Here is a 24,397-nt window from a genome sequence, read left to right as displayed (position 1 = left end):
GCACGTCCACGGTCCCGCGGCGCCCGGGCGGACCGGGGGCGGCAGGCGGGTGCCGTATGGTATCCGACCGTGACATGGTGGGAAGCAGTGATCCTGGGCCTCGTGCAGGGCCTGACCGAGTTCCTCCCGATCTCCTCGAGCGCGCACCTGCGCATCGTCGGGGACCTGATGGGGGCCGACCCGGGTGCGGCGTTCACCGCCATCACCCAGATCGGCACGGAGGCGGCCGTGGTCCTGTACTTCCGCCGGGACATCGTCCGCATCGTCAGGGCCTGGTTCCGGGCACTGCCGGTCGGTCCGTGGAAGAACACCGTGCCGAGCGACGACCCTGACGCGCGCATGGGCTGGTACGTCATCGTCGGGTCGATCCCGATCGTCGTGCTCGGCCTGCTGTTCCAGGACGCCATCGACACCACGTTCCGGAACCTCTACCTCACGGCCGCGAGCCTGGCCGTGTTCGGCGTCATCCTCGGTGCCGCGGACGCCACCTCACGCCGCACGAAGACCCTGGACCACATGACGTGGCGCGACGCCGTGCTCCTCGGCCTGGCCCAGTCCCTCGCCCTCATCCCGGGCGTCTCGCGCTCGGGCGGCACGATCACCGCGGGCCTCCTGCTGGGCTTCACCCGGGAGGCGGCGGCGCGGCTGTCCTTCCTCCTGGCCATCCCGGCGGTGCTCGGCTCGGGCTTCTACAAGCTGTTCACCGACGGCACGGGCGGCACGGGCGGGGCTGGCGCCGGGGCGACGGTCATCGCCACGCTGGTGGCGTTCGTGGTGGGCTACGCCGTCATCGTCTGGTTCCTGAGGCTCGTCTCCACCCGCAGCTACCTCCCCTTCGTCATCTACCGGCTGCTGCTCGCCGTGCTCGTGGTGGTGCTCCTCGGCGCGGGGCTGCTCTCGGCGGTCCCCTCCGCGGTGTGAGGGGCCCGTCACATCCAGCCCGACAGCCTGAACGGCCGGCGCAGCGTCAGGACGATGGTCACCATGGCCGCGAGGGTCAGCGGGTACCCGAACGTCCAGCTCAGCAGGGCAGGCACCGGAACGTGACGGGCTCCACATCGACGTCCGCGGTGGCCTCCTCGAACCGCCGCGACGACGGCACCGGCGTGTCCACACCAGCGTCATGACTGCACATGGTGCTCCGGCGTCCGTACCGGGGCCCGGGACGTCCGGCGGTTAGAGTCGGGCGTGTGCATGCCTGGACCTCTCCCGCTCTGCCCGACCTCCCTGGCTCAGGTGCCGACGTGCACCTCTTCGACACGCCCGCCGGTGCGCTAGCGCCCACGCGGCCGGTGCGCGACGAGCCGGCCACGCTCTACGTCTGCGGCATCACGCCCTACGACGCCACGCACCTGGGCCACGCGAACACCTACGTCGCGTTCGACCTGCTCGTGCGGGCCTGGCGCGACGCCGGCCGAGAGGTCAAGTACGTGCAGAACGTGACGGACGTCGACGACCCCCTGCTCGAGCGGGCCACAGCGACGGGCCGGGACTGGCGTGAGCTCGCGGACAGCCAGATCGACCTGTTCCGCTCCGACATGACCACCCTGCGGGTCGTCCCGCCCACGCACTACGTCGGCGCCGTCGAGGCGATCCCGCTCGTCGTGCGCAGGGTCGAGGAGATGCTCGACGAGGGCTCGGCCTACCGCGTGCCGCTGCCCGCGGGCGAGGGCGCCGGCGGCGACGACCCGGGCCTCGGCGACGTCTACGCGGACCTGTCCGGCGACCCGCTCTTCGGCACCGGCGCGGACCTGCCGGTGGACCGCATGCTCGCCGTCTTCGCCGAGAACGGCGGCGACCCCGAGCGCCAGGGCAAGCGGCAGCCGCTCGACCCCCTGCTGTGGCGGCGCAGCCGCCCGGGGGAGCCCGACTGGGACGGCGCGAGCCTGGGGACCGGCCGGCCGGGCTGGCACATCGAGTGCGCGTGCATCGCGCGCGCCTACCTCGGCCCGCTCGTCGAGGTCCAGGCCGGCGGGCGGGACCTCGTCTTCCCGCACCACGAGATGAGCGAGTCCCACCTGCGGGCCATCACCGCGCAGCCGGCACCCGTGCTGCTGCACGCCCACGGCGGCATGGTCGCCTACGAGGGCGAGAAGATGAGCAAGTCGCTGGGCAACCTCGTGCTGGTCTCCCGGCTCGTCGCCGAGGGCACCGACCCGATGGCCGTCCGCCTGGTGCTGCTGGCCCATCACTACCGCGCCGACTGGGAGTACACGGACGCCGCCCTCACGGAGGCGACCGGGCGCCTGGAGCGGTGGCGCGCGGCGATGGGCCTGCCGTCCGGCCCCGAGGCGGACACGCTCCTGGCACGCGTGCGGGCGGCGCTCGCGGACGACCTCGACGCCCCGACAGCCCTGGCGGCCGTGGACGAGTGGGCCGCCCGGGCCCTCGAGGCGTCCGGCGGGCGGCCCGGCCCGGACGGTGCCGTCACGGGCTCGGGCGGCGCACCCGACCTGGCGCGCCGCACGGTCGACGCGCTGCTCGGCGTCGCGGTGTGACGGGCGCCTACCGCCCGGCGGGAGCGGGCGCCTACCGCCCGGCGGGGCCGGGCGGCCCGCCCTTGTCGCCCTTGTCCCCGCGGATGTCCCGGCGCCGCAGGTAGCGCTCGAACTCCCGCGCGATGGCCTCCCCGGAGGCCTCGGGCAGCTCGGCGGTGTCCTTGGCCTCCTCGAGCTGTTGGATGTACTCGGCGACGTCGGGATCCTGGCCGGCGAGCTCGTCGACGCCGGCCTGCCAGGCGCGGGAGTCCTCGGGGAGGTCGCCCACCGGCAGCGGCTCGCCCACGAACTCCTCGAGCCGCAGCAGGATCGCCAGGGTCGCCTTGGGGGAGGGCGGCTGCGCCACGTAGTGGGGGACGGCCGCCCACACGCTCAGCGTGTGCAGGTCCCGCTCCCCGGCCATGTGGGCGAGCACGCCGACGATTCCCGAGGGCCCCTCGTAGTCCGAGCCCTCCACGCCGAGGAGCGCCTGCACCTGCGTGTCGTTCGAGGTGGTCTGCACCGGGATGGGCCGCGAGTGCGGGACGTCGGCCAGCAGCGCGCCGATGCCCACGACGGTGCCCACGCCAAGCCCCTCGGCGACGTCGAGGATCTCGTCGCAGTAGTCACGCCACCGGAACGAGGGCTCGATGCCCTGCACGAGCACGACGGTCCTGCCGGTCATCGGGGCCCGGGCCACGGAGATGGTGGTGGACGGCCAGGTGAGGGTGCGGCGGCCGTCCGGGCCGACACCCACGTGCGGCCGGTTGACCTGGAAGTCGTGATAGTCCTGCGGGTCGAGCTCGTGGACGACGTCGGCGTCCCAGGCGTCGGCGATGATCTCCAACGCCTGCGTGGCGGCACCACCCGCGTCATTCCATCCCTCGAAGGCCGCCAGGAGGAGCGCGGGAGGCGCGCCCGGGGAGGGCTGCGCCTCGTCCGCGTCGGCGGCCTCGGGCCCCTCCGCCCGGGGCGTCCCCATGCCGGGGTCGTCGGTGCTCGTCATACGTCCACCCTAGGCGCCCACCCCGGCGGGGTCGCGCGACGGCACACCCCCGCATGCCGGGTCGCGGCGCGCCCGCCGGCGGCCGGTAGGGTCGGGCGCGTGCACACCCCCCACCTTCCTGCGGCGGTCCTGTGGGACATGGACGGCACCCTCGTCGACACGGAGCCGTACTGGATGGCCGCGGAGACCGCCGTCGTCTCCCGCCACGGCGGCACCTGGACCACCCTGCAGGCGCTCGAGCTGGTGGGCAACGACCTGATCACCTCCGCGCAGATCATCCGGGCCCGCACGGGCATCCCCGGCACCGACGAGGAGATCGTCGCGGAGATCCTCGCCGGCGTCGTCGCCCGGGTCGCGGCCGACGGGGCGCCCTGGCGGCCCGGCGCGCTCGAGCTGCTGGCCGGGCTGCGCGCGGCGGGCGTGCCGTGCGCGCTGGTGACGATGTCCTACCAGGTGCTCGCGGACGCCGTGGTGGCAGCCGCGCCCGCCGGCGCGTTCGACGCGGTCGTCACGGGCGACCAGGTCAGCCACGGCAAGCCGCACCCCGAGGCCTACCTCACCGCCGCGCGGCGGCTGGGCGTGGACATCACCCGGTGCGTCGCCATCGAGGACTCCTCGGTGGGCGTCGCCGCGGCGCTGGCGTCGGGGGCCCGCACGATCGCCGTGCCCCTCATGGTTCCCGTCGCGGCGCAGGACTCCCTGAGCCGGCTGCGGTCCCTGGCCGACGCCGACCTCGACCTCCTCGGCCGGGTGCTCGGCGGCGAGGTGGTCGACGCCCTCGAGCCGGCCCCGGACACCCTGCGCGGCTGAAGCCGGTCGCCGCCCGTCGTCGCCGGTCGGGTCAGCGCGTCGCGACCGAGAGCAGGTGCTCGACGCCGGCGGCGGGGAGCTCGGGCGGCTGGCCGCCGAAGGCGGGGCACAGCGCCTGGAAGCTGCACCAGTCGCACAGCCGCGACGTCTTGGGGGCGAAGTCTCCCGACCGTGCCGTGGCGGCGATCGTGCCCCAGAGCTCGTCCAGCTCACGCTCCAGCGCGACGAGCTCGGCCTCCTGGGGGTCGTGCGTGAGCGTGCGGCCGTCACCGAGGTAGACCAGCTGGAGCCGCGCCGGGACCCTCCCGTGCAGGCGCCACAGCATCAGCCCGTAGAACCGCATCTGGAACAGCGCCTCGTTCTCGAAGCGCGGCCTGGGGGACTTCCCCGTCTTGTAGTCGACCACCCGCACGGCACCGTTGGGGGCGACGTCCACCCGGTCCACGAAGCCCCGCAGGAGGACGCCGGAGCCCAGCTCGGTCTCCACCAGCATCTCCCGCTCGGCCGGCTCGAGGCGCTGGGGATTCTCCATCTGGAAGTACTGGGTCAGGAGGCTCCGGGCCTGGGCGAGCCACGCACCGAGGTCCTCCGGGCCCGTGAACATCGAGAGCACCTCCGGGCGCCGCTCCCGGAGCGCGGCCCACTCCGGGTCGAGGAGGGCGTGCGCGGCGTCCTCGGTGCGCCCGGCGGCGGGCAGGTCGAAGAGGTGCTCGAGGACGGCGTGCACGAGGGAGCCCTTGACCGCCGCGGGGCTCGGCGGTTCGGGGAGGCGGTCCACGGTGCGGAAGCGGAAGAGGAGCGGGCACTGCATGAAGTCCTTGGCCCGCGACGGCGACAGGGCGGCCCGCCGGCGCCGGCTCGCGGCCGCCGCGTCGGGCGACGTCGCGGTGTCCGGCGTGGTCGCCCGGTCCGGGGAGACCACGCCGTCGGGGGCTGTTCCGTCGGCCGGGGCGGTGAGCGTGCTGGGCTGGTCGGGCATACCTGCACGCTAGCTCCCCCCACCGACACCGCCGCGCAGGGTGTGGACGGCGTGGCCGCGGGCGGGCGGCGGCGGCCCCGTAGGCTGGGACGATGAACCGACCTGCCGGCGCCACCAGGCGCCTGGGTGCCCGCACCACCTCCGGCTGGGTGATCGGGCGGGTCGGCGGCACGCCGGTGATCCTGGCGCCGTCCTGGCTGGTCATCGCCGCGGTCCTCGTGTTCCTGTACTTCCCGCTCGTGCGCGGCATCGTCCCGGGCGCGAGCGTCGGCACGGTCGCGGCGACCACGGGCGCCTTCGTCGTCATGCTGTTCGTCTCGGTCCTCCTCCACGAGCTGGCGCACGGCCTGACGGCGCGCCCGCTCGGCGCGCAGCCGCGCGAGTACGTCGTCACCTTCTGGGGTGGGCACACCTCCTTCGACCGGGAGCTCCCCGGCGCCTGGTCCTCGGCGGCCGTGTCCGTCGCCGGGCCGGCCGCCAACGCCGTGCTGGCGGGCCTCGCGTGGGCGGCGCTGCAGGCGGGCACGCCGAGCCAGCCGCTCCAGCTGGTGCTGTGGGGCGCCGTGATCTCCAACGCGTTCGTCGCCGGCTTCAACCTGCTGCCCGGGCTGCCCCTGGACGGCGGGAAGGTCCTCGAGGCCCTGGTGTGGAAGGCCACGGGCGACCGCACGCGCGGCACCGTCGTCGCCGCCTGGGGCGGGCGGGTGGTCGTCGTCGGCGTCCTGCTCGTGGTCGTCGGGCGGCCGCTCCTCCAGGGCCACCGGCCCGACCTCGGCACCGTGGTGTGGGTGGCGCTGCTCGGCTCGTTCCTGTGGGCGGGGGCGAGCCAGTCGCTGCGCGCCGTCCGCGTCGAGCGGTCCGCGCGCGACCTCGACCTGCGCACCCTGGCGGCCCCGGCCGTGGTGCTGCCCACCTCGGCGTCCCTGGCCGACGCCGACGCGGTCCTCGCGGACCGTGGCCCGGCCGGCGTCGTCCTCGCCCACGACGGCGTGCTCGTGGCGCTCCTCGACCCCGCCGCCGCCGCCCACGTGCCGCCGGCGCGCCGGGCCACCACCGCGCTGCACGCCGTCGCCCGCACCCTCGCCCCCGAGCAGGTGGTGAGCGTGATGGCGGGCCCGGCGGCGCTCGCCGCGATGGCTCGCGCGCAGGGGCACGGCCCGGTGGCGGTGCTACTCGACCACGGCACCGTGCTCGGGGTGGTGGAGGTCGCCCGCGTGGCCGCCCGGCTCGGGGAGCAGGGCCGGCGGTAGCGACCCGCCCCCGTAGACTCGCCCGTCGTGACCCGCCACCTGGACGACAGCCCCACCGACCCGACCGAACCCGTCGGCGCCGCGCTCGCCACGGGCCCCGCCGAGACCGACGGGGCACCCGACGTGCCGGGCGGCCCGGCCCGGCGCCGGGGCCCGCTGCGGGCGGGCGAGCGCGTGCAGCTGACCGACTCCAAGGGCCGACTCCACACGATCCTGCTCACCCACGACGGGTACTTCCAGAGCCACCGCGGCTCGTTCCGCCACTCCGAGCTCATCGGGCGCCCCGACGGCACCGTGCTCACCACCGCGAGCGGCCACCAGCTGCTCGCGCTGCGCCCCCTGCTGAGCGACTACGTGCTCTCCATGCCCCGCGGCGCCGCCGTCGTTTACCCCAAGGACGCCGGGCAGATCGTGCAGATGGGCGACATCTTCCCCGGGGCCCGGGTCGTCGAGGCCGGCGTCGGCTCCGGCGCGCTGAGCATGAGCCTGCTCTCCGCCGTCGGCGAGCGGGGCTCCCTCCTGTCCGTGGAGCGGCGCGAGGACTTCGCCGACATCGCCCGCGGCAACGTCGAGTCCTGGTTCAGCGGCCCCCACCCCGCGTGGGAGGTGCGCGTCGGTGACCTCGCGGACGTGCTGGACACGCTGGCGCCCGGCTCCGTGGACCGGATCGTGCTGGACATGCTGGCCCCGTGGGAGAACCTCGACGCCGTGGCCCGCGCCCTCGCCCCCGGCGGCGTGGTCATCGCCTACGTCGCGACGACGACGCAGCTGAGCCGCTTCGCCGAGGACGCGCGGTCCGCCGAGAGCTTCACGGAGCCGCAGGCCTGGGAGGCGATGGTGCGTACCTGGCACCTCGAGGGCCTCTCCGTCCGGCCCGACCACCGCATGATCGGCCACACCGGGTTCCTCGTGACCGCCCGGCGGCTGGCGCCCGGCAGCACGCCCCCGCAGCGCACCCGCCGGCCCGCCAAGGGCGCCTACCCCACGGCGGAGGAGGAGTGGTCGCCCGAGGACGTCGGCGAGCGGGCCATCTCCGACAAGAAGGTCCGCCGGGTGCGCCGGGACATCCACCGCCGGGCCACGATGGAGCAGACCGGGATGGCGAGCCAGCAGGTGGAGGCTCCCCGCCCGGGTGACCCGCTCTCCCACCCCGAGGTCTAGGCCCGCGCCGCACGACGGCGCCGACTGGGCGGCGGCCGCGGCCCCGCGCGCGCCGGGCCAGAAGTGCCGCCTGCGGCGCGGTCCCGCGGACGCCGGATCACGGTGTCGGGGGCTCGGCCTACGCTGGAGACGTCGAACGAGGAAGGGACCGTCATGGCAGAAGCGGACCGTTACAGCGAGGCCCGCGCCCGCGAGCTCGAGCAGCAGGCGATCTCGCTCGCGAGCAAGAACGAACGCCTCGCGACCGCGCTCGACAACGCGCGCCAGCGTCTGGTGCAGATCCAGGACCAGCTCGACAACGTCTCCAAACCGCCCGGCTCGTACGGCACGTTCCTCGCCGCGCACCTCGAGGAGCGGGAGGCGGACCTGTTCGTCGGCGGCCGGAAGATGCGCGTGGCCGTCTCGGCCGCCGTGCCCCTCGGGGCGCTGCGCCCCGGCCAGGAGGTGCGCCTCAACGAGCAGTTGCTGCTCATCGGGGCTGGCGCCTTCGAGACCACGGGCGAGATCGTGACTGTCAAGGAGATCCTCGACGGCGACCGGGTCCTGGTGCTGGCCCGCGCCGACGACGAGCGCGTGATGCGCCTGGCGGGCCCGCTGCTCGCCACCGGGGTGCGCGTGGGCGACGCCCTCACCGCGGACATGCGCACCGGGTTCGTGACCGAGCGCGTGGTCCGCTCGGAGGTCGAGGAGCTCGTGCTCGAGGAGGTCCCCGACACCGACTACGCCGACATCGGCGGCCTGGGACCCCAGATCGAGCAGATCCGCGACACCGTCGAGCTGCCGTTCCTGCACCCCGAGCTCTACCGCGAGCACGGCCTCAAGCCGCCCAAGGGCGTGCTGCTCTACGGCCCGCCCGGCTGCGGCAAGACCCTGATCGCCAAGGCCGTGGCGACGTCGCTGGCGGCGACCGCCGCCGAGCGCGGCGGGCCGCCCCACGAGCGCCACGGCACCGAGTCCCGGTCGAGCTCGCCGCGCAGCTACTTCCTCAACATCAAGGGCCCCGAGCTGCTCAACAAGTACGTGGGGGAGACCGAGCGCCAGATCCGTGTCATCTTCGCCCGCGCGCGGGAGAAGGCCGTCCAGGGCATCCCGGTCGTGGTGTTCTTCGACGAGATGGAGTCCCTCTTCCGCACTCGCGGCACAGGGGTCTCCTCCGACGTCGAGACCACGATCGTGCCCCAGCTGCTCAGCGAGATCGACGGTGTCGAGAAGCTCGAGAACGTCATCGTCATCGGCGCCTCGAACCGTGAGGACATGATCGACCCGGCCATCCTGCGCCCGGGCCGGCTGGACGTGAAGATCAAGGTCGAGCGGCCCGACGCCGACGGGGCACGGGAGATCTTCGCCAAGTACCTGACCACCGACCTGCCGCTGCACGCCGACGAGCTTGCCGCCCACGACGGCGACCCGGCCGCGACCGTGGCCGCCATGATCGACGCGGTCGTGACCGCCCTGTACGCGACCGCCCCCGAGAACGAGTTCCTCGAGGTCACCTACGCCAGCGGCGACCGTGAGGTGCTCTACTTCAAGGACTTCGCCTCCGGGGCGATGATCGCCAACATCGTCGACCGCGCCAAGAAGCGTGCGATCAAGGACCTGCTCGCCACCGGCGGGCGCGGCCTGCGCACGATCCACCTCCTCACCGCGCTCGCGGCGGAGATGCGCGAGAACGAGGACCTGCCCAACACCACCAACCCGGACGACTGGGCCAGGGTCAGCGGCAAGAAGGGGGAGCGCATCACCTACATCCGCACCTTGGGCACCGGCCACGCGGACCTGGACGCGGAGGGCCGCGCGGTCGTCCCGCACGGCGGCACCGCGCCCGCCGGCGGGCACGCCGAACCCACCACGGTCGACGGCGTCCACCCCGCTGCGGCCGACCGGGTGGGCGAGCGCGAGGTCGACACCATCGCGCCGGCCGGCGGCTACCTCTAGGCCCGGGGAGGGCAGCATGAGCGTTCACCGCCCGATGGGCATCGAGACCGAGTACGGCCTCGTTGAGCCCGGGAACCCCGGGGCTAACCCGATGGTGCTCTCCGCGCACGTGGTCGCCGCCTACGCCGCCGCGCCCGGCAGCGCCGGTCGCGGCGGCCACGTGCGGTGGGACTACGCCGGGGAGGACCCGCTGGCGGATGCCCGCGGGTTCCGGCTGGACCGGGCCAGCGCCCACCCGTCGCAGCTGACCGACGACCCCGACCGCCCGGCCCCCTCGGCGGAGGACGACGACGCGGTCGCCGGCGGGACCCGCACCTCGATGCTGCGCCGGCCCACCGCTGAGGAGCTCGCCCTGCCGACCGCGAACAACGCGGTGCTCACGAACGGGGCCCGCCTCTATGTCGACCATGCGCACCCCGAGTACTCCAGCCCGGAGGTCACCAACCCCCTCGACGCCGTGCGCTGGGACCGGGCCGGCGAGCTCGTCATGCGCGGCGCGATGGACGCGCTCCGCGCGCAGCCCGCGCTGCCCGACGTGGTGCTGTACAAGAACAACGTCGACGGCAAGGGCGCGGCCTACGGCACCCACGAGAACTACCTGGTGCGCCGCGAGGTGAACTTCGGCGACATCATCCGCTACCTCACCCCCTTCTTCGTCACCCGTCCCGTCTTCTGCGGCGCCGGCCGCGTGGGCCTGGGCCAGCACAGCGAGCGCCCCGGGTTCCAGATGTCGCAGCGGGCGGACTACGTGGAGAACGACGTCGGCCTCGAGACCACCTTCAACCGGCCGATCATCAACACCCGCGACGAGCCGCACGCCGACGCCGGGCGGTTCCGCCGCCTCCACGTCATCGGCGGGGACGCCAACCTCATGGACGTGTCCACGTACCTGAAGATGGGCACCACCTCGCTGGTGCTGTGGCTGCTCGAGGCGGACGCCGTGCCGCTCGCGCTCGACGCGATGATGCTGGCCAACCCGGTGGGGGAGACGTGGCAGGTCAGCCACGACACGACGCTGACCCACCGCCTCACCCTGGCGGACGGCAGGGAGATGACCGCCCTGCAGATCCAGCGCGTCTACCACGGCGTCGTCGCCGACGCCCTGAGCCAGGCCGGACGCACCGACCAGGCCACCCACGACGTCCTGGAGCGCTGGGCCGGCGTCCTGGACCGGCTGGCCACCGACCCCGCCTCCGCGGCCGCCGAGGTCGAGTGGGTCGCCAAGCTCCAGCTGCTGGACCGCATGCGCGAGCGCGAGGGCCTGCCCTGGCACCACCCCCGACTGGCGGCGCTCGACCTGCAGTGGTCCGACCTACGTCCGGAGCGCTCGATCCTCGCGCGCCTCGTCGCCGCCGGCCGCGTCGAACGGCTCGTCACGGACGCCGAGGTGGCCGCCGCCGAGCACACGCCGCCCGCCGACACCCGCGCCTGGTTCCGCGGGCAGGTCGTCGCCCGGTATCCCGGTCAGGTGGCCGGGGCCAGCTGGGAGTCCGTGGTGCTCGACGTCCCCGGCGCCAAGCACCTCGTGCGCGTGCCGATGACGGACCCGCTGCGGGGCACCCGCGCGCACGTCGGCGCGCTCCTCGAGGGCGCGGACACCGCCGCCGAGCTGCTCGAGGCCCTCACCGCCGGCACGCCCGCCGCCGCACCCGGCCCCGCGGCCGGCTGAGCGGCCTAGGATCAGTACGACGAGCCGTTCTTCGACAGGGAGAATTCCCATGGCACAGCAGGAGCAGCGACACACCATCCGCCGCGAGGACCCGGGCACCGACGCCATCGACCCGCCCGTCGCCGTCGCCGCCCAGACGCGAACCCAGCAGGTCGACGACCTGCTCGACGAGATCGACTCCGTGCTCGAGGCCAACGCCGAGACCTTCGTGCAGGGCTTCGTGCAGAAGGGCGGCCAGTGACCGCTCGGCGCATCTTCGGCGTCGAGACCGAGTACGGGATCACCTGCGCGCAGCCGGCGCCCGCCCAGGGCGCCGGCACCACGGGCGTGTCCGCGGACGACGCCGCGCGCTACCTGTTCCGCAAGGTGGTCGCGTGGGGGCGGTCCTCCAACGTCTTCCTGCGCAACGGCGCGCGCCTCTACCTCGACGTCGGCTCCCACCCGGAGTACGCCACGGCCGAGTGCGACGACTTCCACCAGCTGGTCGTCAACGACCGCGCCGGGGAGCGGATCCTCGACCGGATGGTCGAGGACGCCAACGCGCTCCTCGCCGACGAGGGCGTGGCCGGCACGATCCACCTGTTCAAGAACAACGTGGACTCCGCGGGCAACTCCTTCGGCTGCCACGAGAACTACCTCGTGCGCCGCCGCCGGGACTTCCAGGCCATGGGCCAGGCACTGATCCCCTTCTTCATCACCCGGCAGATCCTCACCGGCGCCGGGCACCTGCGCCCCCGCGCCGGCGGGGGCGCCTCCTACGCCTTCTCCCAGCGGGCGGACCAGACGTGGGACGCGATGAGCTCGGCGACCACCCGCTCCCGGCCGATCATCAACACCCGCGACGAGCCGCACGGGGACGCCGACCTCTACCGGCGCATGCACGTCATCGTCGGCGACTCCTCCGTGGCCGAGACCACCACGATGCTCAAGGTCGGCATGACCGACCTCCTCCTCGGGATGCTCGAGGACGGCGTGAAGCTGCGCGACCTCGCCCTGGCCGAGCCGATGCGCGCCATCCGGGAGATCTCCCACGACACCACGGCCACCGTGCCCGTGGAGCTCTCCACCGGGCGGCGGATGAGCGCCCTGGACATCCAGGAGGAGTTCCTGGCCCGCGTGACCGGCTACCTGGACGCGGGCGGGTTCACCGCCGAGCTCACCGAGGTGCAGCGCCGGGTCCTCGAGCTGTGGGAGCGGGGGCTGCTGGCCCTGCGGACCGCGGACCGGACCCTGGTGGACACCGAGCTCGACTGGGCGATCAAGGCCACGCTCATCGAGCGCTACCGCTCCAAGCACAACCTCGGCCTGGACGACCCACGTGTGGCGCGTCTCTCCCTCGCCTACCACGACATCTCGCCCGCGCGCGGGCTGGCCACCACGCTCGCCCGGCGCGGGCTCATGGCCCGCATCACCACGGACGAGGAGGTGGCCGCGGCCGTGGACACCCCGCCGGCCACCACGCGCGCCAAGCTCCGCGGGGAGTTCGTGGCCACCGCGCAGGACCGGCGCCGGGACATCACCGTCGACTGGGTCCACCTGAAGATCAACGACGCCGCCCAGCGCACCGTCGTCCTCAAGGACCCCTTCGCGCCGGTCGACGCGCGCGTCGACGCCCTCATGGCGGCGCTGCAGAACTGACGGCCGCGCGGGACGCCCGGCGCCCCGACGTAGGCTTCCCCCGTGGAGCAGGACGCAGCGACAGTCACCGACCCGCGCCGCCGTGCGCACCGAGCGGCCACCATGGTCGTCGCCGCGCTGCTGGCAGTGGTCCTGCTCGTCGCCTGCACCGACGCCCAGGACCGGGACGATCCCGCCGCCGACGACGTGTTGGTCTCCGGCTCCTTCGGGTCCGTCCCCGTGGTCACCTTCACCCCGCCGCTGCCGCTCGAGGACTCGAAGGTCGAGACCCTGATCCAGGGGGACGGGCGTGAGCTGGCGGCCGACGCGCCCCTCCTGATGACCCTGACCGCCTACGACGGCGAGGACGGCAAGCTGGTCGAGGGCCGGGAGGTCGGCGTCGCCCGCACCCTGATGCTGACTCCGGAGGACGTCGGCGACGACCTCTACCCGGTGCTGCTGGGCACCCGGGAGGGCAGCCGCCTGCTGGTGCGCCAGCCCATCAACCAGGACGGCACCGACCGGATGCTCATCCTCGTCATCGACGTCCGTTACACCCGGGCCGCGGGCGAGGCCGTGACCCCGCCCGAGGGCCTGCCGACCGTGGCCCTCGCGGAGGACGGCGCGCCGAGCATCACGCTGCCCGAGGGCGAGCCGCCCGCCGCGCTCGTCGTCCAGCCGCTCATCCGGGGCGAGGGCCGCCAGGTGCGGCCGGCCCAGGACGTCACGGTCCAGTACACCGGGGTCGCGTGGGAGACGGGCGAGCCGTACGACTCCACGTGGGCCACCGGCAAGGTGCCCCAGACGGTGGCGATCGACGAGACCTTCCAGGGGCTGCGGGACGGCCTCGTGGACCAGACCGTCGGCTCCCAGGTGCTGCTCGTCATCCCGCCGGGCCTGGCGCAGGGGACCAGCACCCTGGTCCTCGTCGTCGACATCCTGGCCACCTCCGGCGGCGACGACGCCACGGTCGTCTCGCCGTCGGGCGGCGCGGTGACCGGCAACGACTGACGCGGCGCGCTACTCGCTCACCTCCACGTGGCGGATCCCGGCCGGCCCGGAGGAGGTGTGGGCGGCCCTGTGGGACGTCGGCTCCTGGCCGCGGTGGTGGCGCGACGTCGCCGAGGCGCGGACGCTGCGCCCCGGCGACGAGTCCGGCGGCGGACGGCGCGCGCTCCTCGTGTTCCGCAGCCCCCTGGGCTACCGCCTGGCCTTCGAGACCGAGATCGTCCACGCCGAGCGGCCCCGGTGCTTCCGGGCCGTGGTCTCCGGCCAGCTGCGCGGCACCGGCACCTGGACCCTGACGCCGTCCGGGGACGGGGTCGTCGCCGTGATCACCTGGGTCGTCGAGGTGCGGAGCCGCTGGATGCGGGCGCTGTCCCCGGCGGCCGCGCCGGCGTTCCGGTGGGCGCACCGCCGGGTCATGCGCCGCGGCGAGCGCAGCCTGGTGCGGTACCTGGCCCGTCGCTGACCTGTTCAGCCCGTGCGCACCACCAGGTCCGCGGCCGCGCGGGCGTCCCGGGCGTCCAGCAGCGCCTGCTCCTGCGCGCTCCAGGCGTCCCACAGGTCCGCCCACGCGCCGTCGTCACGGGCCATCGCCCGACGCCGCCGCTCGGCCTCCGGCGCGTCCAGCCACACGAGCACGTCGACGAACGGGGCGCAGGCGGCCGAGCCCGCCCCGCAGCCCTCGAGGACAAGCACGCGAGGCAGCGGCGCGCCCGGTGCGGGGACGGTCAGCGGGCCGTCCAGCTCGCCGGCGCCCCAGTCGAAGCGCCGGACCGTCCCCGGCAGACCGCGGGAGAGAGGCTCCAGCACCCCGGCCGCCACGGCGCCGACCCCGACGCCCAGGCCGTACCAGCCCCGGTAGGCGTCCTCCAGGGCGAGGAGCGCGACGGCGCCCGGGCCCGCCAGGTCGGGGAGCGCGCGCAGGCGGTCCACGACCTCGCCGGCGAGGTCGGACTTGCCCGAGCCGGATCGCCCGTCGATCCCGACCACCAGCGGGCCCGGGGCGGCTCGGCCGGTCAGGGCCGTGCGGACGAGCGCGGCGACCGCCGCGGCCGGCGGTGTGTGGGCCGTCATGACGTCCGACGCTACCGGGCGGCTAACCTCGGTCTGTCACCGGCCCGCGCGGGCGTGGCAGAGAGCGAGCAAGAGATGAGTGTGGCGGTCCGGGTCATCCCGTGCCTTGACGTCGCCGACGGCCGGGTGGTCAAGGGCGTGAACTTCCAGGGTCTGCGGGACGCCGGCGACCCCGTCGAGCTGGCCCGGCGCTACGACGCCGAGGGCGCGGACGAGATCACCTTCCTCGACGTCTCCGCCTCGGCCGAGGCGCGCGAGACCACCATGGAGATCGTCTCCCGCACCGCCGAGCAGGTCTTCGTGCCCCTGACCGTCGGCGGCGGCGTGCGGGCGGTCGCCGACGTCGACCGGCTGCTGCGCGCCGGGGCGGACAAGGTGGGCATGAACACGGCCGCCATCGCGCGGCCGGAGCTCATCAGCGAGGTGGCCGAGCGGTTCGGCAACCAGGTCATCGTGCTCTCCGTCGACGCGCGCCGGTGCACCGGCGAGACGCGCACGCCGTCGGGCTACGAGGTCACCACCCACGGCGGGCGGCGGGGGACCGGGATCGACGCGGTCGAGTGGGCGGTGCGCGGCGCCGAGCTGGGCGCCGGGGAGATCCTCCTGAACTCCATGGACGCCGACGGCACCAAGGACGGCTACGACCTCCAGATGCTCACCGACGTCCGCGCCAAGGTGACCGTGCCGCTGATCGCCTCCGGCGGGGCGGGAAAGGTCGAGGACTTCACCGCCGCCGCCCGGGCCGGCGCGGACGCCGTGCTCGCCGCCTCCGTCTTCCACTTCGGGACCCTGACGGTCGGGCAGGTCAAGGACCACATGCGCGCGGCGGGCCTCCCGGTCCGCTAGCCGCAGAAGGAGGCAGCGTTGCTGGGGTTGGAGGGGGGGCTCGAGCGGTCAAGTCCTCGCAGCGTTGGTGGGGGAGGGCAGCGTTGGTGGGGTTCGAGCGGTCAAGTCCTCGCTCGGCCGACGACGGCGAGGAACTGGTCGACGGTCTCCGGTCGGCCCGTGACGTCCACGTCGGCGGCTTCACGCCGCCCCGCCGCGTGCAGGGCGAGCTCGACGGGGTCGCCGGTGAGCAGGACGGCGTCCGGGCGGCGGCGAACGACCTTCCGCGGGCCGCCGGGGACGGCCAGGACGACGCCGACGGGGCTGGTGCGGTAGCCGAGCCTGGCCATGGTCGCCACCTGGCCCCAGATGGCCCGGACCTCGTCGGTGGGCAGGACGCGGGGCTCGGCCGGGTCGGTGCCGGCGCGGCGGATGTCCTCGTGGTGGATGACGTACTCGAGCAGGTGCCCGCGCTCGCCCAGCCACCCCATCGGCTCCCAGGGCGTGAACCCCCGCTCGAACCGGCGCACCAGCGCCTCGTAGCCGTCCCGGGTGCGGGCGCCGTCGACGAGGCGGCTCATGAACGGCTCCCGGCCCGGCGTCCGCGTGACGACGGCGTCCGCCCCCGCACGGAGCGGATGGTGCTCCCGCTCGACGAGGTGGGCGAGCAGGTGCCGCACCGTCCATCCCTCGCACAGCGTGGGTGCGTCCGGGTCCGCCCGGCGGAGGGTCTGCACGAGCGCCGCCCTCTCGGTCTCCATCCACGTCATGCGCACGCCTCCAGCATCGGGTGCCCCCATCGTGTCACCGCCCCGGCGCGAGGGCGCGGCCTGGTTAGTACTTGACCTGTCGGCGTCAGAAGAGGGGGCCTGTCGGTACCTCCGGAAGGGGGTGTGGGAGGATCACCGTGCCGGGATCGCCGGACACCCTGCCCGAAGGAAGTATCAGCCGTGCCCGTCCCCGCGTCCGTGCCGCGCCCTGACGCGCGCGCGGCGACGCGCCCCTACGCCCTCCGCGGCGGCACCCTGCGCCGGAGCCTGGGCCTGATCCGCCGCGGGCTGGCCGACTCGCCGCGCACGTCCACCGTCGCGATCCTCGCCTCCGCGGTCTACGGCGTCGGCACCGTCGCCTCCGGGTGGCTCCTCGGCCGGCTCACCGACACCGTCGTCGCGCCCGCCCTCGAGGCCCGGTCCGTCGAGCCCGCGCACGTGTGGTGGGCGGGCGCCGTGCTCCTGGCCGTCGGCGTGGTCACCGCCGTCGGTGTCGCGCTGCGCCGCATCTACGCCGGGTGGGCCACGTACGAGGTCCAGGCGGCGCACCGGCTGCGCGTCACCCGCCAGTACCTGCGGCTGCCCATGAGCTGGCACCGCCGCCACCCCACGGGGCAGCTGCTCTCCAACGCGAACGCCGACGCCGAGGCGGCCGGCGGGGTCTTCGTCGTCCTGCCCTGGGCGCTGGGCGTCGCGGTCATGCTCGTGGTCGCCGCGGTGGCCATGGTCCTCGCCGACCCGCTGCTGGGCGCCGTCGGCGTCGCCGTGCTGCCGTTGATCATCGTCGCCAACGCCGTCTTCCGGCGGAAGATGTCCCCGGCGGCGACGCGGTCGCAACGCCTGCGCGCGGAGGTCTCCGACGTCGCCCACGAGAGCTTCGAGGGCGCCCTGCTCGTGAAGTCGCTCGGCGCGGAGAGCGTCGAGGAGGCGCGCTTCGCCGCCAAGGCCGAGGAGCTGCGCGCGGCGAACGTGGAGATGGGACGCATCCGCTCGGTCTTCGACCCGGTCATCGAGCTGCTGCCGTCGGCGGCGACCCTGGCCGTCATCGCGGTGGGCGCCTGGCGGGTCCGCGGCGGCAACGCGGAGACCGGCGACGTCGTCACCATCGCCTACCTCCTGACCGTGATGACCATGCCGGTGCGCGCCATCGGCTTCCTCCTGGGCGAGCTCCCGCGCTCCCTCGTGGGGTACGAGCGCATCGCCCGCGTCGTCGACGCCACCGGCGCCCTGCCGAGCGGCAGCACGCCGCTGACCGGGACCGGCGGCCTCGACGTGCGCCTGGAGGACGTGGGCCTGACCGTCCCCGCGCGCATGGCCCCCATGGCCGACGACGCGCCGGCCGCCCGGCCGGGGGCGGCGCCGGGCGCGGTCGACCTGCTCAGCGGCGTGTCCCTGCACGTCCCGCCGGGCGCCACGCTCGCCCTGGTCGGCCCCACCGGGGCGGGCAAGTCGACGCTGACCGCGCTCGTGGCCCGGCTGATGGACCCGACGTCGGGGCGGGTGCTGCTGGACGGCGTCGACGCCGCCGCGGTGGACGCCGCCAGCCGGACCGACGCCGTGGCCCTGGTCAGCCAGTCCACGTTCGTGTTCGACGACACCGTGCGCGGGAACATCACCCTCGACGACACCGGCCGCTTCGGCGACGACGAGGTCTGGGCCGCCCTGCGGACCGCCCGGGCGGACGGGTTCGTCCGCGCGCTGCCCGGCGGCCTGGACGCCACGGTCGGCGAGCGCGGCGCGACGCTCTCCGGCGGGCAGCGCCAGCGCCTGGCCATCGCCCGCGCCCTCGTGCGCCGGCCGCGGCTGCTGATCCTCGACGACGCCACCTCCGCCGTCGACCCCCTCGTCGAGCAGCAGATCCTCGCGGGCCTGGGCCCGGCCGGCCGTGGCGCGGACCGCGCGGTCACCGTGCTCCTGGTGGCCTACCGCACCGCCACCATCGCCCTCGCGGACCGCGTCGTGCACCTGGACGGCGGCCGGGTGGCGGGGGCCGGCACCCACGCCGAGCTCCTCGCCCGCGACGCCGGCTACCGCGCGCTCGTCACCGCGTACGCCGCGCGCACCGCCGAGCGGGAGGCCGAACGGGCCGCCGAGCGCGAGGCCGAACGGGTCGCCGCGCGCGGGGCGGGCGACGCCGCGGCCCCCGCGGCGACGGGCGGCGCCAGTCATGCCGACACCGCCAGGCGCGCCGTCGCCCCCGAGGAGGCCCGATGAGCTCCGAGATCTCCTCGGCGAGCGGCCTCGGGGTGGTCGCCACCGTCCGGCGCGGCCTGCAGCTCTCCCCGGCCATGACCGAGGGCATCGCCGGGACGCTGGCGCTCGCGGCGGTGGCCACGGTGGGACGCGTGGTGGTGCCCGTGACGGTCCAGCAGGCCACCGACCACGGCATCCTCACGCCGGGCGGTCCCGACGTCGGCCGCGTGGTGCTCTCGTGCGTGCTGGGCCTGGTCGTCCTCCTGGTGACCGGCCGCGTCAGCGCGCTCGTCAACGTGCGCCTCTACCGCACCAGCGAGCGGGGCCTGGCCCAGCTGCGCGTGCGCACCTTCCGCCACGTCCACGACCTCTCCGCCCTGACGCAGTCCGCCGAGCGGCGCGGCTCCCTCGTCTCCCGGGTCACCTCCGACGTCGACACCATCTCGCTGTTCGTGCAGCGCGGCGGGCTCATGCTCATCCTCAACGCCGGGCAGCTGCTGCTGGCGAGCGCCGCCATGCTGATCTACTCCTGGCGGCTGGCGCTGCTGGTGTGGCTCTGCTTCGTGCCGATGCTCTTCCTCGCCCCCCGCGCCCAGAAGGCGGTCTCCGCCGCCTACGCCGGGGTGCGGGTGCGCGTGGGGATGATGCTCTCCGCGATCTCGGAGTCGGTGGTGGGCGCCGAGACCATCCGCGCGTACGGCGCGTCCGCCCGCACGCAGGACCGCGTCGACGTGGCCGTGCGCGCGCACCGCGGAGCCGCGGTGCGCGCCCAGACCTACGTCTCCCTCGCGTTCTCCTCCGGGGTGGTCCTCTCCGGGGTGGCGCTCGCGGCGGTGGTCGTGGCCGGGACCTTCCTCGGGGTGCGCGGCGAGGTGAGCATCGGCGCGCTGCTCGCGTTCCTGTTCCTCGTGCAGATGTTCACCGGGCCGGTGCAGAACGCCACCGAGATGCTCAACGAGCTCCAGAACGCCGTCGCCGGCTGGCGCCGGGTCATCGCCGTGCTCGAGACGCCCGTCGATGTCACCGACCCGGCCCACCCGGTGGTGCCGCCGCGCGCCGCGGACCGGGCGGCGCGCGTCGACTTCCGCGGCGTGCGCTACGCGTACCCCCACGGCCCCGAGGTCCTCCACGGGATCGACCTGACGATCGAGCCCGGCACCCAGGTCGCTGTCGTCGGGCAGACCGGTTCCGGCAAGACCACGCTCGCCAAGCTCCTCGTCCGGCTCATGGACCCGACCGACGGGGAGGTGCTCCTCGGCGGCGTCGACCTGCGCGACCTGGCCCTCGCCGACCTGCGCTCCCGCGTGGTCCTCGTGCCGCAGGAGGGCTTCCTCTTCGACGGCACCCTCGCCCAGAACATCGCCTACGGGGCCCGTCCCCGCACGCCGGGTGACGTCGCGTCCGCCGTCGCCGCGCTCGGCCTGGACGCGTGGACTGCCGCGCTGCCCGGCGGGCTCGACACCCCGGTCGGGCAGCGCGGGGAGTCGCTCTCCGCGGGGGAGCGCCAGCTCGTCGCGCTGGCCCGCGCCTACCTCGCGGACCCCGACCTGCTCGTCCTGGACGAGGCCACGTCCGCGGTCGACCCGGCGACCGAGACCCGCATCAACCGCGCGCTGGACCAGCTCACGGCCGGCCGGACGTCCGTCACGGTCGCCCACCGGCTCTCCACCGCCGAGGCCGCGGACCTCGTCGTCGTGGTGCACGACGGCGAGATCGTCGAGTCCGGCACCCACCGCGGCCTCCTGGCCGCCGACGGCCTCTACGCCCGCATGTACGGCTCCTGGGTCGTCCAGACGCGCTGACCGGCGGCGCGACGCGGTCGACGTCGAGTCGATTGCGGGCTCATAAGCCGTAAATAACGTACGGATAGTCCGTACGTTATTTACGGCTAGGTCCTCGGCGGCCTCGGCGGCCTCGGCGCGACGCGCGGCCGAGGAGCCAGCTGTCCCGGACGCGGACGTGGCCCCGGCGCCCGGCCGTGGCAAGATCGACCGGTGCCCGAGACCACTTCCCTGGACCCCACCATCGCCGCCCGCCTCAAGCGGGACGAGCACGGCCTCGTCTGCGCCGTCGTCCAGCAGCACGACACCGGCGAGGTGCTCATGCTCGGCTGGATGGACGACGAGGCGCTCGGGCGAACCCTGACCAGCGGGCGCGTGACGTTCTGGTCGCGGTCGCGGCAGGAGTACTGGCGCAAGGGGGACACGTCAGGCCACACGCAGCACGTCAAGAGCGTGGCCCTGGACTGCGACGGCGACGCGCTCCTAGTGCGGGTCCACCAGGTGGGTGCGGCCTGCCACACCGGCACCCGCACGTGCTTCGACGCCGGCGGCGACCTCGGCGCCGTCGTCGGGACCGCCCCGGGGGAGGGGGAGTCGTGAGCGCCCCGACGAGCCCGGGCGCCGTCGTCAGCGCCGAGACGATCGAGTGGGGCCAGACCTGGCCGGCGCTGCCGGCGTTCCGGCAGATGGCGGCCGACCGCCGGGTCATCCCCGTCGTCCGGCGGCTCCTCGCCGACGACGTCACCCCCGTCGGCCTGTACCGCCAGCTCGCCGGCGGGCGGCCCGGGACGTTCATCCTCGAGTCCGCCGAGCACGACGGCGCGTGGTCGCGCTGGTCCTTCGTCGGCGTGACCTCCCGCGCCACGCTGACCAGCCGGGACGGCCACGCGCGGTGGAGCGGCGACGTCCCCGTGGGCGTCCCGGAGTCGGGCCCGGTGCTCGAGGTCCTCGCCACCACGCTCGAGCAGCTGCGCACCCCCTCCGTCCCCGGCCTGCCGCCGCTGACCGGCGGGCTCGTCGGCGCGATCGGCTGGGACGTGCTGCGCCAGTGGGAGCCCACCCTCCGGGCGACGGCCCCGGTCGAGCACGACACCCCGGAGGTGGCGCTGTGCCTGGCGACGGACATGGCCGCCGTCGACCACCACGACGGCTCGGTCTGGCTCATCGCGAACGCCGTCAACTTCGACAACACGGACGCGCGCGTGGACGCCGCGCACGCGGACGCCGTCGCCCGCCTCGACGCCATGCAGGCCGCGCTCGCCCGCCCGACGGTGACGCGCGCCGCCGTGCGCGTGCCGGGCGCGGAGCCCGAGCTGCGCTTCCGCACCCCGCGCGCCGACTTCGAGCGCTCCGTCCTGGCCGCCAAGGAGGCCATCCGCGACGGCGAGGTGTTCCAGGTGGTGCTCTCCCAGCGCCTCGACATCGACTGCGCGGCCGACCCGCTCGACGTCTACCGGGTGCTGCGCACCATCAACCCCAGCCCGTACATGTACTACCTGCAGCTGGCCGACGGCGGTGCGGACGGCGCGTCCGACGGCGCGAGCGGCGCGGGCGCCGGGTTCGCCGTCGTCGGGTCGAGCCCCGAGACGCTCGTGCACGTCCAGGACGGCCAGGTCACCACCTTCCCGATCGCCGGCTCGCGCCCACGGGGCGCCACCCCGGCGCAGGACAAGGAGCTGGCCGAGGAGCTCCTCGCCGACCCGAAGGAGCTCGCCGAGCACGTCATGCTCGTCGACCTCGCCCGCAACGATCTCGCCAAGGTGTGCCGCCCCGAGACGGTCGAGGTGGTCGAGCTCATGGAGGTCAAGCGCTTCAGCCACATCATGCACATCTCCTCCACCGTGGTGGGGCGGCAGCGCCCCGAAGCCAGCGCGCTGGACTGCCTGACCGCGACGTTCCCCGCCGGGACGCTCTCCGGCGCGCCGAAGCCCCGGGCCATCGAGCTCATCGACGCCCTCGAGCCGGCCCGCCGCGGGATCTACGGCGGCGTCGTCGGGTACTTCGACCTCGCCGGCAACGTCGACATGGCCATCGCCATCCGCACCGCCGTCATCCGCGACCACCAGGCCACGGTGCAGGCCGGCGCGGGGATCGTGGCCGACTCCGTGCCCGCGACCGAGTACGAGGAGACGCGCAACAAGGCCGCCGCGGCCGTCCGCGCGATCCAGGTGGCCGCCGGGCTGCGTCCCCTCGTCGACGCGACGTGAACCGGCTGCTCGAGCGGCGCACCGTCGTCCTGGCCGCCCTGCTGCTCGCGGTGGCGCTCGTCGCCCTCGGGGCGGCGCCGTGGGTCCACGCCACGGTCGCGACCGTCATCGACGTCCGCGACGTCAGCGTGAGCGGCTCGGCCGCGGCGCCCGCGCTGACCGCCGGTGCGCTCGTCGTCGGTGCGGCGGCCCTGGCCGTCGGGATCGGACGCCGGGTGGCCGCCGCCGTCGGGGGCGTGGCGCTGCTGGTCGCCGCCGTGCTGGTCGAGGCCGCCGTCGTGAGCTTCCTCCGGGACCCGCGCTCCCCGGCGCTGACCGCGGCCTCCGAGCTGAGCGGGGTGCGCCAGCTCTCGGGCGAGGTCGTGACGACACCGTGGCCGTGGGTCGCGGTGGTCGTCGGTGCGGCGGTGGCGCTCCTCGCGCTCGTGCCGCTGCTGCGCGGCGGGCGCTGGCAGGCGGCCGGCCGGCGGTTCGAGCGCGGCGAGCCTGGGCGCGCCCGCGGCCGGTCCGCGTCGAGCGACGCGACCGACGCCCGGACCCGGGCCATGGACGACTGGGACGCGCTCGGTCGCGGCGAGGACCCCTCCACCGAGGCGGAGGAGTAGCCCGCGGGCGGGGCGGCGGGGGCAGCCGTGGGCGCGCCCGGCGCCGCGGCACCGCCGGTGTCGATAGGGTAGGACCAGCACAGACGCGCCATCACAGAGGAAGAGACATGCCCCAGAGCCCCGAGCCGCAGACCTACTCGCTCCCGTCCGCCGCGCCGTACACGAACCACGGCAAGACGAAGGCGGCGTGGACCCTGATGTGGGGCATCTGCCTCGGGGTCCTCGTGGTGGGTCTCGGGCTGATCCTCCAGAACAACGCGGTCGAGATCGCCGGCGTCGTCATCGTGGTCGTCGCGCTGGTCGCGAGCCAGATCATGCGCGGGATGGGGCTCGGGCAGCCCGCGGCGGCCAGCGCGCCGTCGAAGGAGCCGGACTGGTACGGCGCCTGACCCGACCGCCCGGCCACCGGCCGGTGACCAGCACGGCCGGACCGATGGTCGGTGCGGCGTTCCACTGGAGGATGACGTCATGAGCACCCCATGGGCGGACCAGCCCGGCAACGACGCCCCGCGGGAGACGCCCGGGCAGCCGCCGTCCCACGGGCAGGGCACGCCCGGGTACGCGCAGCCCGACACCGGGTACGGCCAGCCGGCGCCGCAGTACGGCCAGCCGGCGCCGCAGTACGGCCAGCCGGCGCCGCACTACGGCCAGCCGGGCCATTTCCCCACCCCGGCGTACGGGGCCGGCTACGGCGCGCCCGCCGCGGCGACGGAGAAGAACAACCTCGGCATCATCGCGCTCGTCGCCGCGCTGGTCGGTGCCGCCAGCCTCGTCGTCCCCCTCGTCGGACTGTTCCTCGCGCCCATCGGCGGCATCGTCGGCGTGGTGGCCGGGATCATGTCGATCCGCGCGGCCCGGGCCGGCCGTGCGACCAACAGGGGCATGGGTATCGCGGGCCTGCTCGTGGGGATCGTGCTCCTGGCGCTCCTCGTCCTCGCGGTGGTCGGCGCGGCGATCCTTTTCAGCAGCTACGACTTCAGCTCGTACGACTTCAGCTAGCGCGCGCGCTCTCGCGGGCCGCGTCGCCGCCCGC

Annotated in this window: 21 protein-coding genes and 2 pseudogenes; 19 read left to right on the top strand and 4 right to left on the bottom strand. The window is 74.9% G+C overall.

Annotation, left to right across the window (positions count from 1 at the left end; genetic code table 11):
- Nucleotides 1-69 precede the first annotated feature (69 nt).
- Together EJK16_RS11185 and mshC are read left to right on the top strand one after the other, a co-directional pair.
- Nucleotides 70-921 carry an undecaprenyl-diphosphate phosphatase gene (locus tag EJK16_RS11185; RefSeq protein ID WP_127129250.1) on the top strand — a complete coding sequence of 284 codons (852 nt, stop codon included), beginning with the start codon at nucleotides 70-72 and terminating at the stop codon, nucleotides 919-921.
- A gap of 269 nt (nucleotides 922-1,190) precedes the next feature.
- Nucleotides 1,191-2,498, top strand: a complete 1,308-nt coding sequence (gene mshC, locus EJK16_RS11180; protein WP_164737301.1) for a cysteine--1-D-myo-inosityl 2-amino-2-deoxy-alpha-D-glucopyranoside ligase — start codon at nucleotides 1,191-1,193, stop codon at nucleotides 2,496-2,498.
- 31 nt (nucleotides 2,499-2,529) lie between these two features.
- Here mshC and EJK16_RS11175 read toward each other — a convergent pair whose 3' ends face one another.
- Entirely contained in the window at nucleotides 2,530-3,483 is a 954-nt protein-coding gene (locus tag EJK16_RS11175; protein WP_240645939.1) for a PAC2 family protein, read from the bottom strand.
- Between the two features lie 99 nt (nucleotides 3,484-3,582).
- On the opposite strand from EJK16_RS11175, the gene EJK16_RS11170 reads away from it, so the two are divergent.
- Nucleotides 3,583-4,293 (top strand): HAD family phosphatase, encoded by a 711-nt coding sequence (locus EJK16_RS11170; protein ID WP_240645938.1) that lies wholly within the window; start codon nucleotides 3,583-3,585, stop codon nucleotides 4,291-4,293.
- 31 nt (nucleotides 4,294-4,324) lie between these two features.
- Here EJK16_RS11170 and EJK16_RS11165 read toward each other — a convergent pair whose 3' ends face one another.
- A complete protein-coding gene (locus tag EJK16_RS11165) occupies nucleotides 4,325-5,272 on the bottom strand; it encodes a PD-(D/E)XK nuclease family protein (RefSeq protein ID WP_205739710.1) in 948 nt (315 codons plus the stop codon).
- Nucleotides 5,273-5,364: 92 nt separating this feature from the next.
- Here EJK16_RS11165 and EJK16_RS11160 point away from each other — a divergent pair, with 92 nt between their 5' ends.
- The 8 genes and pseudogenes from EJK16_RS11160 to EJK16_RS11125 all read left to right on the top strand — a co-directional run.
- On the top strand, nucleotides 5,365-6,522 hold the full coding sequence (locus tag EJK16_RS11160; RefSeq protein ID WP_127129246.1) for a site-2 protease family protein: 1,158 nt from the start codon (nucleotides 5,365-5,367) through the stop codon (nucleotides 6,520-6,522).
- Between the two features lie 123 nt (nucleotides 6,523-6,645).
- Entirely contained in the window at nucleotides 6,646-7,683 is a 1,038-nt protein-coding gene (locus EJK16_RS11155; protein ID WP_205739722.1) for a tRNA (adenine-N1)-methyltransferase, read from the top strand.
- Between the two features lie 153 nt (nucleotides 7,684-7,836).
- Nucleotides 7,837-9,456 (top strand): annotated as a pseudogene (arc, locus tag EJK16_RS11150) (proteasome ATPase); the annotation flags it as partial.
- Nucleotides 9,457-9,634: 178 nt separating this feature from the next.
- A complete protein-coding gene (dop, locus tag EJK16_RS11145; protein WP_127129240.1) occupies nucleotides 9,635-11,287 on the top strand; it encodes a depupylase/deamidase Dop in 1,653 nt (550 codons plus the stop codon).
- Nucleotides 11,288-11,336: 49 nt separating this feature from the next.
- Nucleotides 11,337-11,528: a ubiquitin-like protein Pup gene (locus tag EJK16_RS11140; RefSeq protein WP_127129238.1), complete on the top strand. Its 192-nt coding sequence runs from the start codon at nucleotides 11,337-11,339 to the stop codon at nucleotides 11,526-11,528.
- Entirely contained in the window at nucleotides 11,525-12,925 is a 1,401-nt protein-coding gene (pafA, locus tag EJK16_RS11135; RefSeq protein WP_127129236.1) for a Pup--protein ligase, read from the top strand. The genes EJK16_RS11140 and pafA overlap by 4 nt, the downstream gene beginning before the upstream one ends.
- Nucleotides 12,926-12,967: 42 nt before the next feature.
- Entirely contained in the window at nucleotides 12,968-13,915 is a 948-nt protein-coding gene (locus EJK16_RS11130) for an FKBP-type peptidyl-prolyl cis-trans isomerase (RefSeq protein WP_127129234.1), read from the top strand.
- A gap of 25 nt (nucleotides 13,916-13,940) precedes the next feature.
- Nucleotides 13,941-14,375 (top strand): annotated as a pseudogene (locus EJK16_RS11125) (SRPBCC family protein); the annotation flags it as partial.
- A gap of 5 nt (nucleotides 14,376-14,380) precedes the next feature.
- On the opposite strand, the gene EJK16_RS11120 reads toward EJK16_RS11125, so the two are convergent.
- Nucleotides 14,381-14,983: a dephospho-CoA kinase gene (locus tag EJK16_RS11120; RefSeq protein ID WP_127129230.1), complete on the bottom strand. Its 603-nt coding sequence runs from the start codon at nucleotides 14,981-14,983 to the stop codon at nucleotides 14,381-14,383.
- Nucleotides 14,984-15,058: 75 nt separating this feature from the next.
- Here EJK16_RS11120 and hisF point away from each other — a divergent pair, with 75 nt between their 5' ends.
- Nucleotides 15,059-15,829 carry an imidazole glycerol phosphate synthase subunit HisF gene (hisF, locus tag EJK16_RS11115; RefSeq protein WP_127129228.1) on the top strand — a complete coding sequence of 257 codons (771 nt, stop codon included), beginning with the start codon at nucleotides 15,059-15,061 and terminating at the stop codon, nucleotides 15,827-15,829.
- Between the two features lie 101 nt (nucleotides 15,830-15,930).
- Here hisF and EJK16_RS11110 read toward each other — a convergent pair whose 3' ends face one another.
- Nucleotides 15,931-16,578, bottom strand: a complete 648-nt coding sequence (locus EJK16_RS11110; protein WP_164737300.1) for a TIGR03085 family metal-binding protein — start codon at nucleotides 16,576-16,578, stop codon at nucleotides 15,931-15,933.
- A 180-nt stretch (nucleotides 16,579-16,758) separates the two neighbouring features.
- Here EJK16_RS11110 and EJK16_RS11105 point away from each other — a divergent pair, with 180 nt between their 5' ends.
- The 7 genes from EJK16_RS11105 to EJK16_RS11075 all read left to right on the top strand — a co-directional run bounded on the left by EJK16_RS11105 (nucleotide 16,759) and on the right by EJK16_RS11075 (nucleotide 24,363).
- Nucleotides 16,759-18,792, top strand: a complete 2,034-nt coding sequence (locus EJK16_RS11105; protein WP_240645936.1) for an ABC transporter ATP-binding protein — start codon at nucleotides 16,759-16,761, stop codon at nucleotides 18,790-18,792.
- Complete coding sequence (locus tag EJK16_RS11100) at nucleotides 18,789-20,573, top strand: ABC transporter ATP-binding protein (RefSeq protein ID WP_127129224.1); 1,785 nt, start codon at nucleotides 18,789-18,791, stop codon at nucleotides 20,571-20,573. Before EJK16_RS11105 ends, EJK16_RS11100 begins: the two co-directional genes overlap by 4 nt.
- A gap of 192 nt (nucleotides 20,574-20,765) precedes the next feature.
- A complete protein-coding gene (gene hisI, locus EJK16_RS11095) occupies nucleotides 20,766-21,152 on the top strand; it encodes a phosphoribosyl-AMP cyclohydrolase (protein ID WP_127129222.1) in 387 nt (128 codons plus the stop codon).
- Nucleotides 21,149-22,759, top strand: a complete 1,611-nt coding sequence (locus EJK16_RS11090) for an anthranilate synthase component I (RefSeq protein WP_127129220.1) — start codon at nucleotides 21,149-21,151, stop codon at nucleotides 22,757-22,759. Before hisI ends, EJK16_RS11090 begins: the two co-directional genes overlap by 4 nt.
- The gene (locus EJK16_RS11085; RefSeq protein ID WP_127129218.1) at nucleotides 22,756-23,364 is read left to right on the top strand and encodes a Trp biosynthesis-associated membrane protein; all 609 of its coding nucleotides are present in this window, start codon (nucleotides 22,756-22,758) and stop codon (nucleotides 23,362-23,364) included. The genes EJK16_RS11090 and EJK16_RS11085 overlap by 4 nt, the downstream gene beginning before the upstream one ends.
- 107 nt (nucleotides 23,365-23,471) lie before the next feature.
- A complete protein-coding gene (locus tag EJK16_RS11080; RefSeq protein ID WP_127129216.1) occupies nucleotides 23,472-23,753 on the top strand; it encodes an HGxxPAAW family protein in 282 nt (93 codons plus the stop codon).
- 79 nt (nucleotides 23,754-23,832) lie between these two features.
- On the top strand, nucleotides 23,833-24,363 hold the full coding sequence (locus EJK16_RS11075; RefSeq protein ID WP_127129214.1) for a DUF4190 domain-containing protein: 531 nt from the start codon (nucleotides 23,833-23,835) through the stop codon (nucleotides 24,361-24,363).
- The last annotated feature ends 34 nt before the right edge of the window (nucleotides 24,364-24,397 follow it).

This window comes from Georgenia sp. SYP-B2076, from assembly GCF_003991205.1.
Taxonomy (GTDB): domain Bacteria; phylum Actinomycetota; class Actinomycetes; order Actinomycetales; family Actinomycetaceae; genus Georgenia.
The sequence above is the reverse complement of the archived record's forward strand: the minus strand, read 5'-3'. Positions and strand labels throughout refer to the sequence as shown.

Bases quoted from the DNA above. Each gene is read 5' to 3' on its own strand.
- EJK16_RS11175 (WP_240645939.1), bottom strand. From the start codon at position 3,483: ATGACGAGCACCGACGACCCCGGCATGGGGACGCCCCGGGCGGAGGGG.
- EJK16_RS11165 (WP_205739710.1), bottom strand. From the start codon at position 5,272: ATGCCCGACCAGCCCAGCACGCTCACCGCCCCGGCCGACGGAACAGCC.
- EJK16_RS11160 (WP_127129246.1), top strand. From the start codon at position 5,365: ATGAACCGACCTGCCGGCGCCACCAGGCGCCTGGGTGCCCGCACCACC.
- dop (WP_127129240.1), top strand. From the start codon at position 9,635: ATGAGCGTTCACCGCCCGATGGGCATCGAGACCGAGTACGGCCTCGTT.
- EJK16_RS11140 (WP_127129238.1), top strand. From the start codon at position 11,337: ATGGCACAGCAGGAGCAGCGACACACCATCCGCCGCGAGGACCCGGGC.
- EJK16_RS11120 (WP_127129230.1), bottom strand. From the start codon at position 14,983: ATGACGGCCCACACACCGCCGGCCGCGGCGGTCGCCGCGCTCGTCCGC.
- hisF (WP_127129228.1), top strand. From the start codon at position 15,059: ATGAGTGTGGCGGTCCGGGTCATCCCGTGCCTTGACGTCGCCGACGGC.
- EJK16_RS11110 (WP_164737300.1), bottom strand. From the start codon at position 16,578: ATGACGTGGATGGAGACCGAGAGGGCGGCGCTCGTGCAGACCCTCCGC.
- EJK16_RS11100 (WP_127129224.1), top strand. From the start codon at position 18,789: ATGAGCTCCGAGATCTCCTCGGCGAGCGGCCTCGGGGTGGTCGCCACC.
- EJK16_RS11080 (WP_127129216.1), top strand. From the start codon at position 23,472: ATGCCCCAGAGCCCCGAGCCGCAGACCTACTCGCTCCCGTCCGCCGCG.
- EJK16_RS11075 (WP_127129214.1), top strand. From the start codon at position 23,833: ATGAGCACCCCATGGGCGGACCAGCCCGGCAACGACGCCCCGCGGGAG.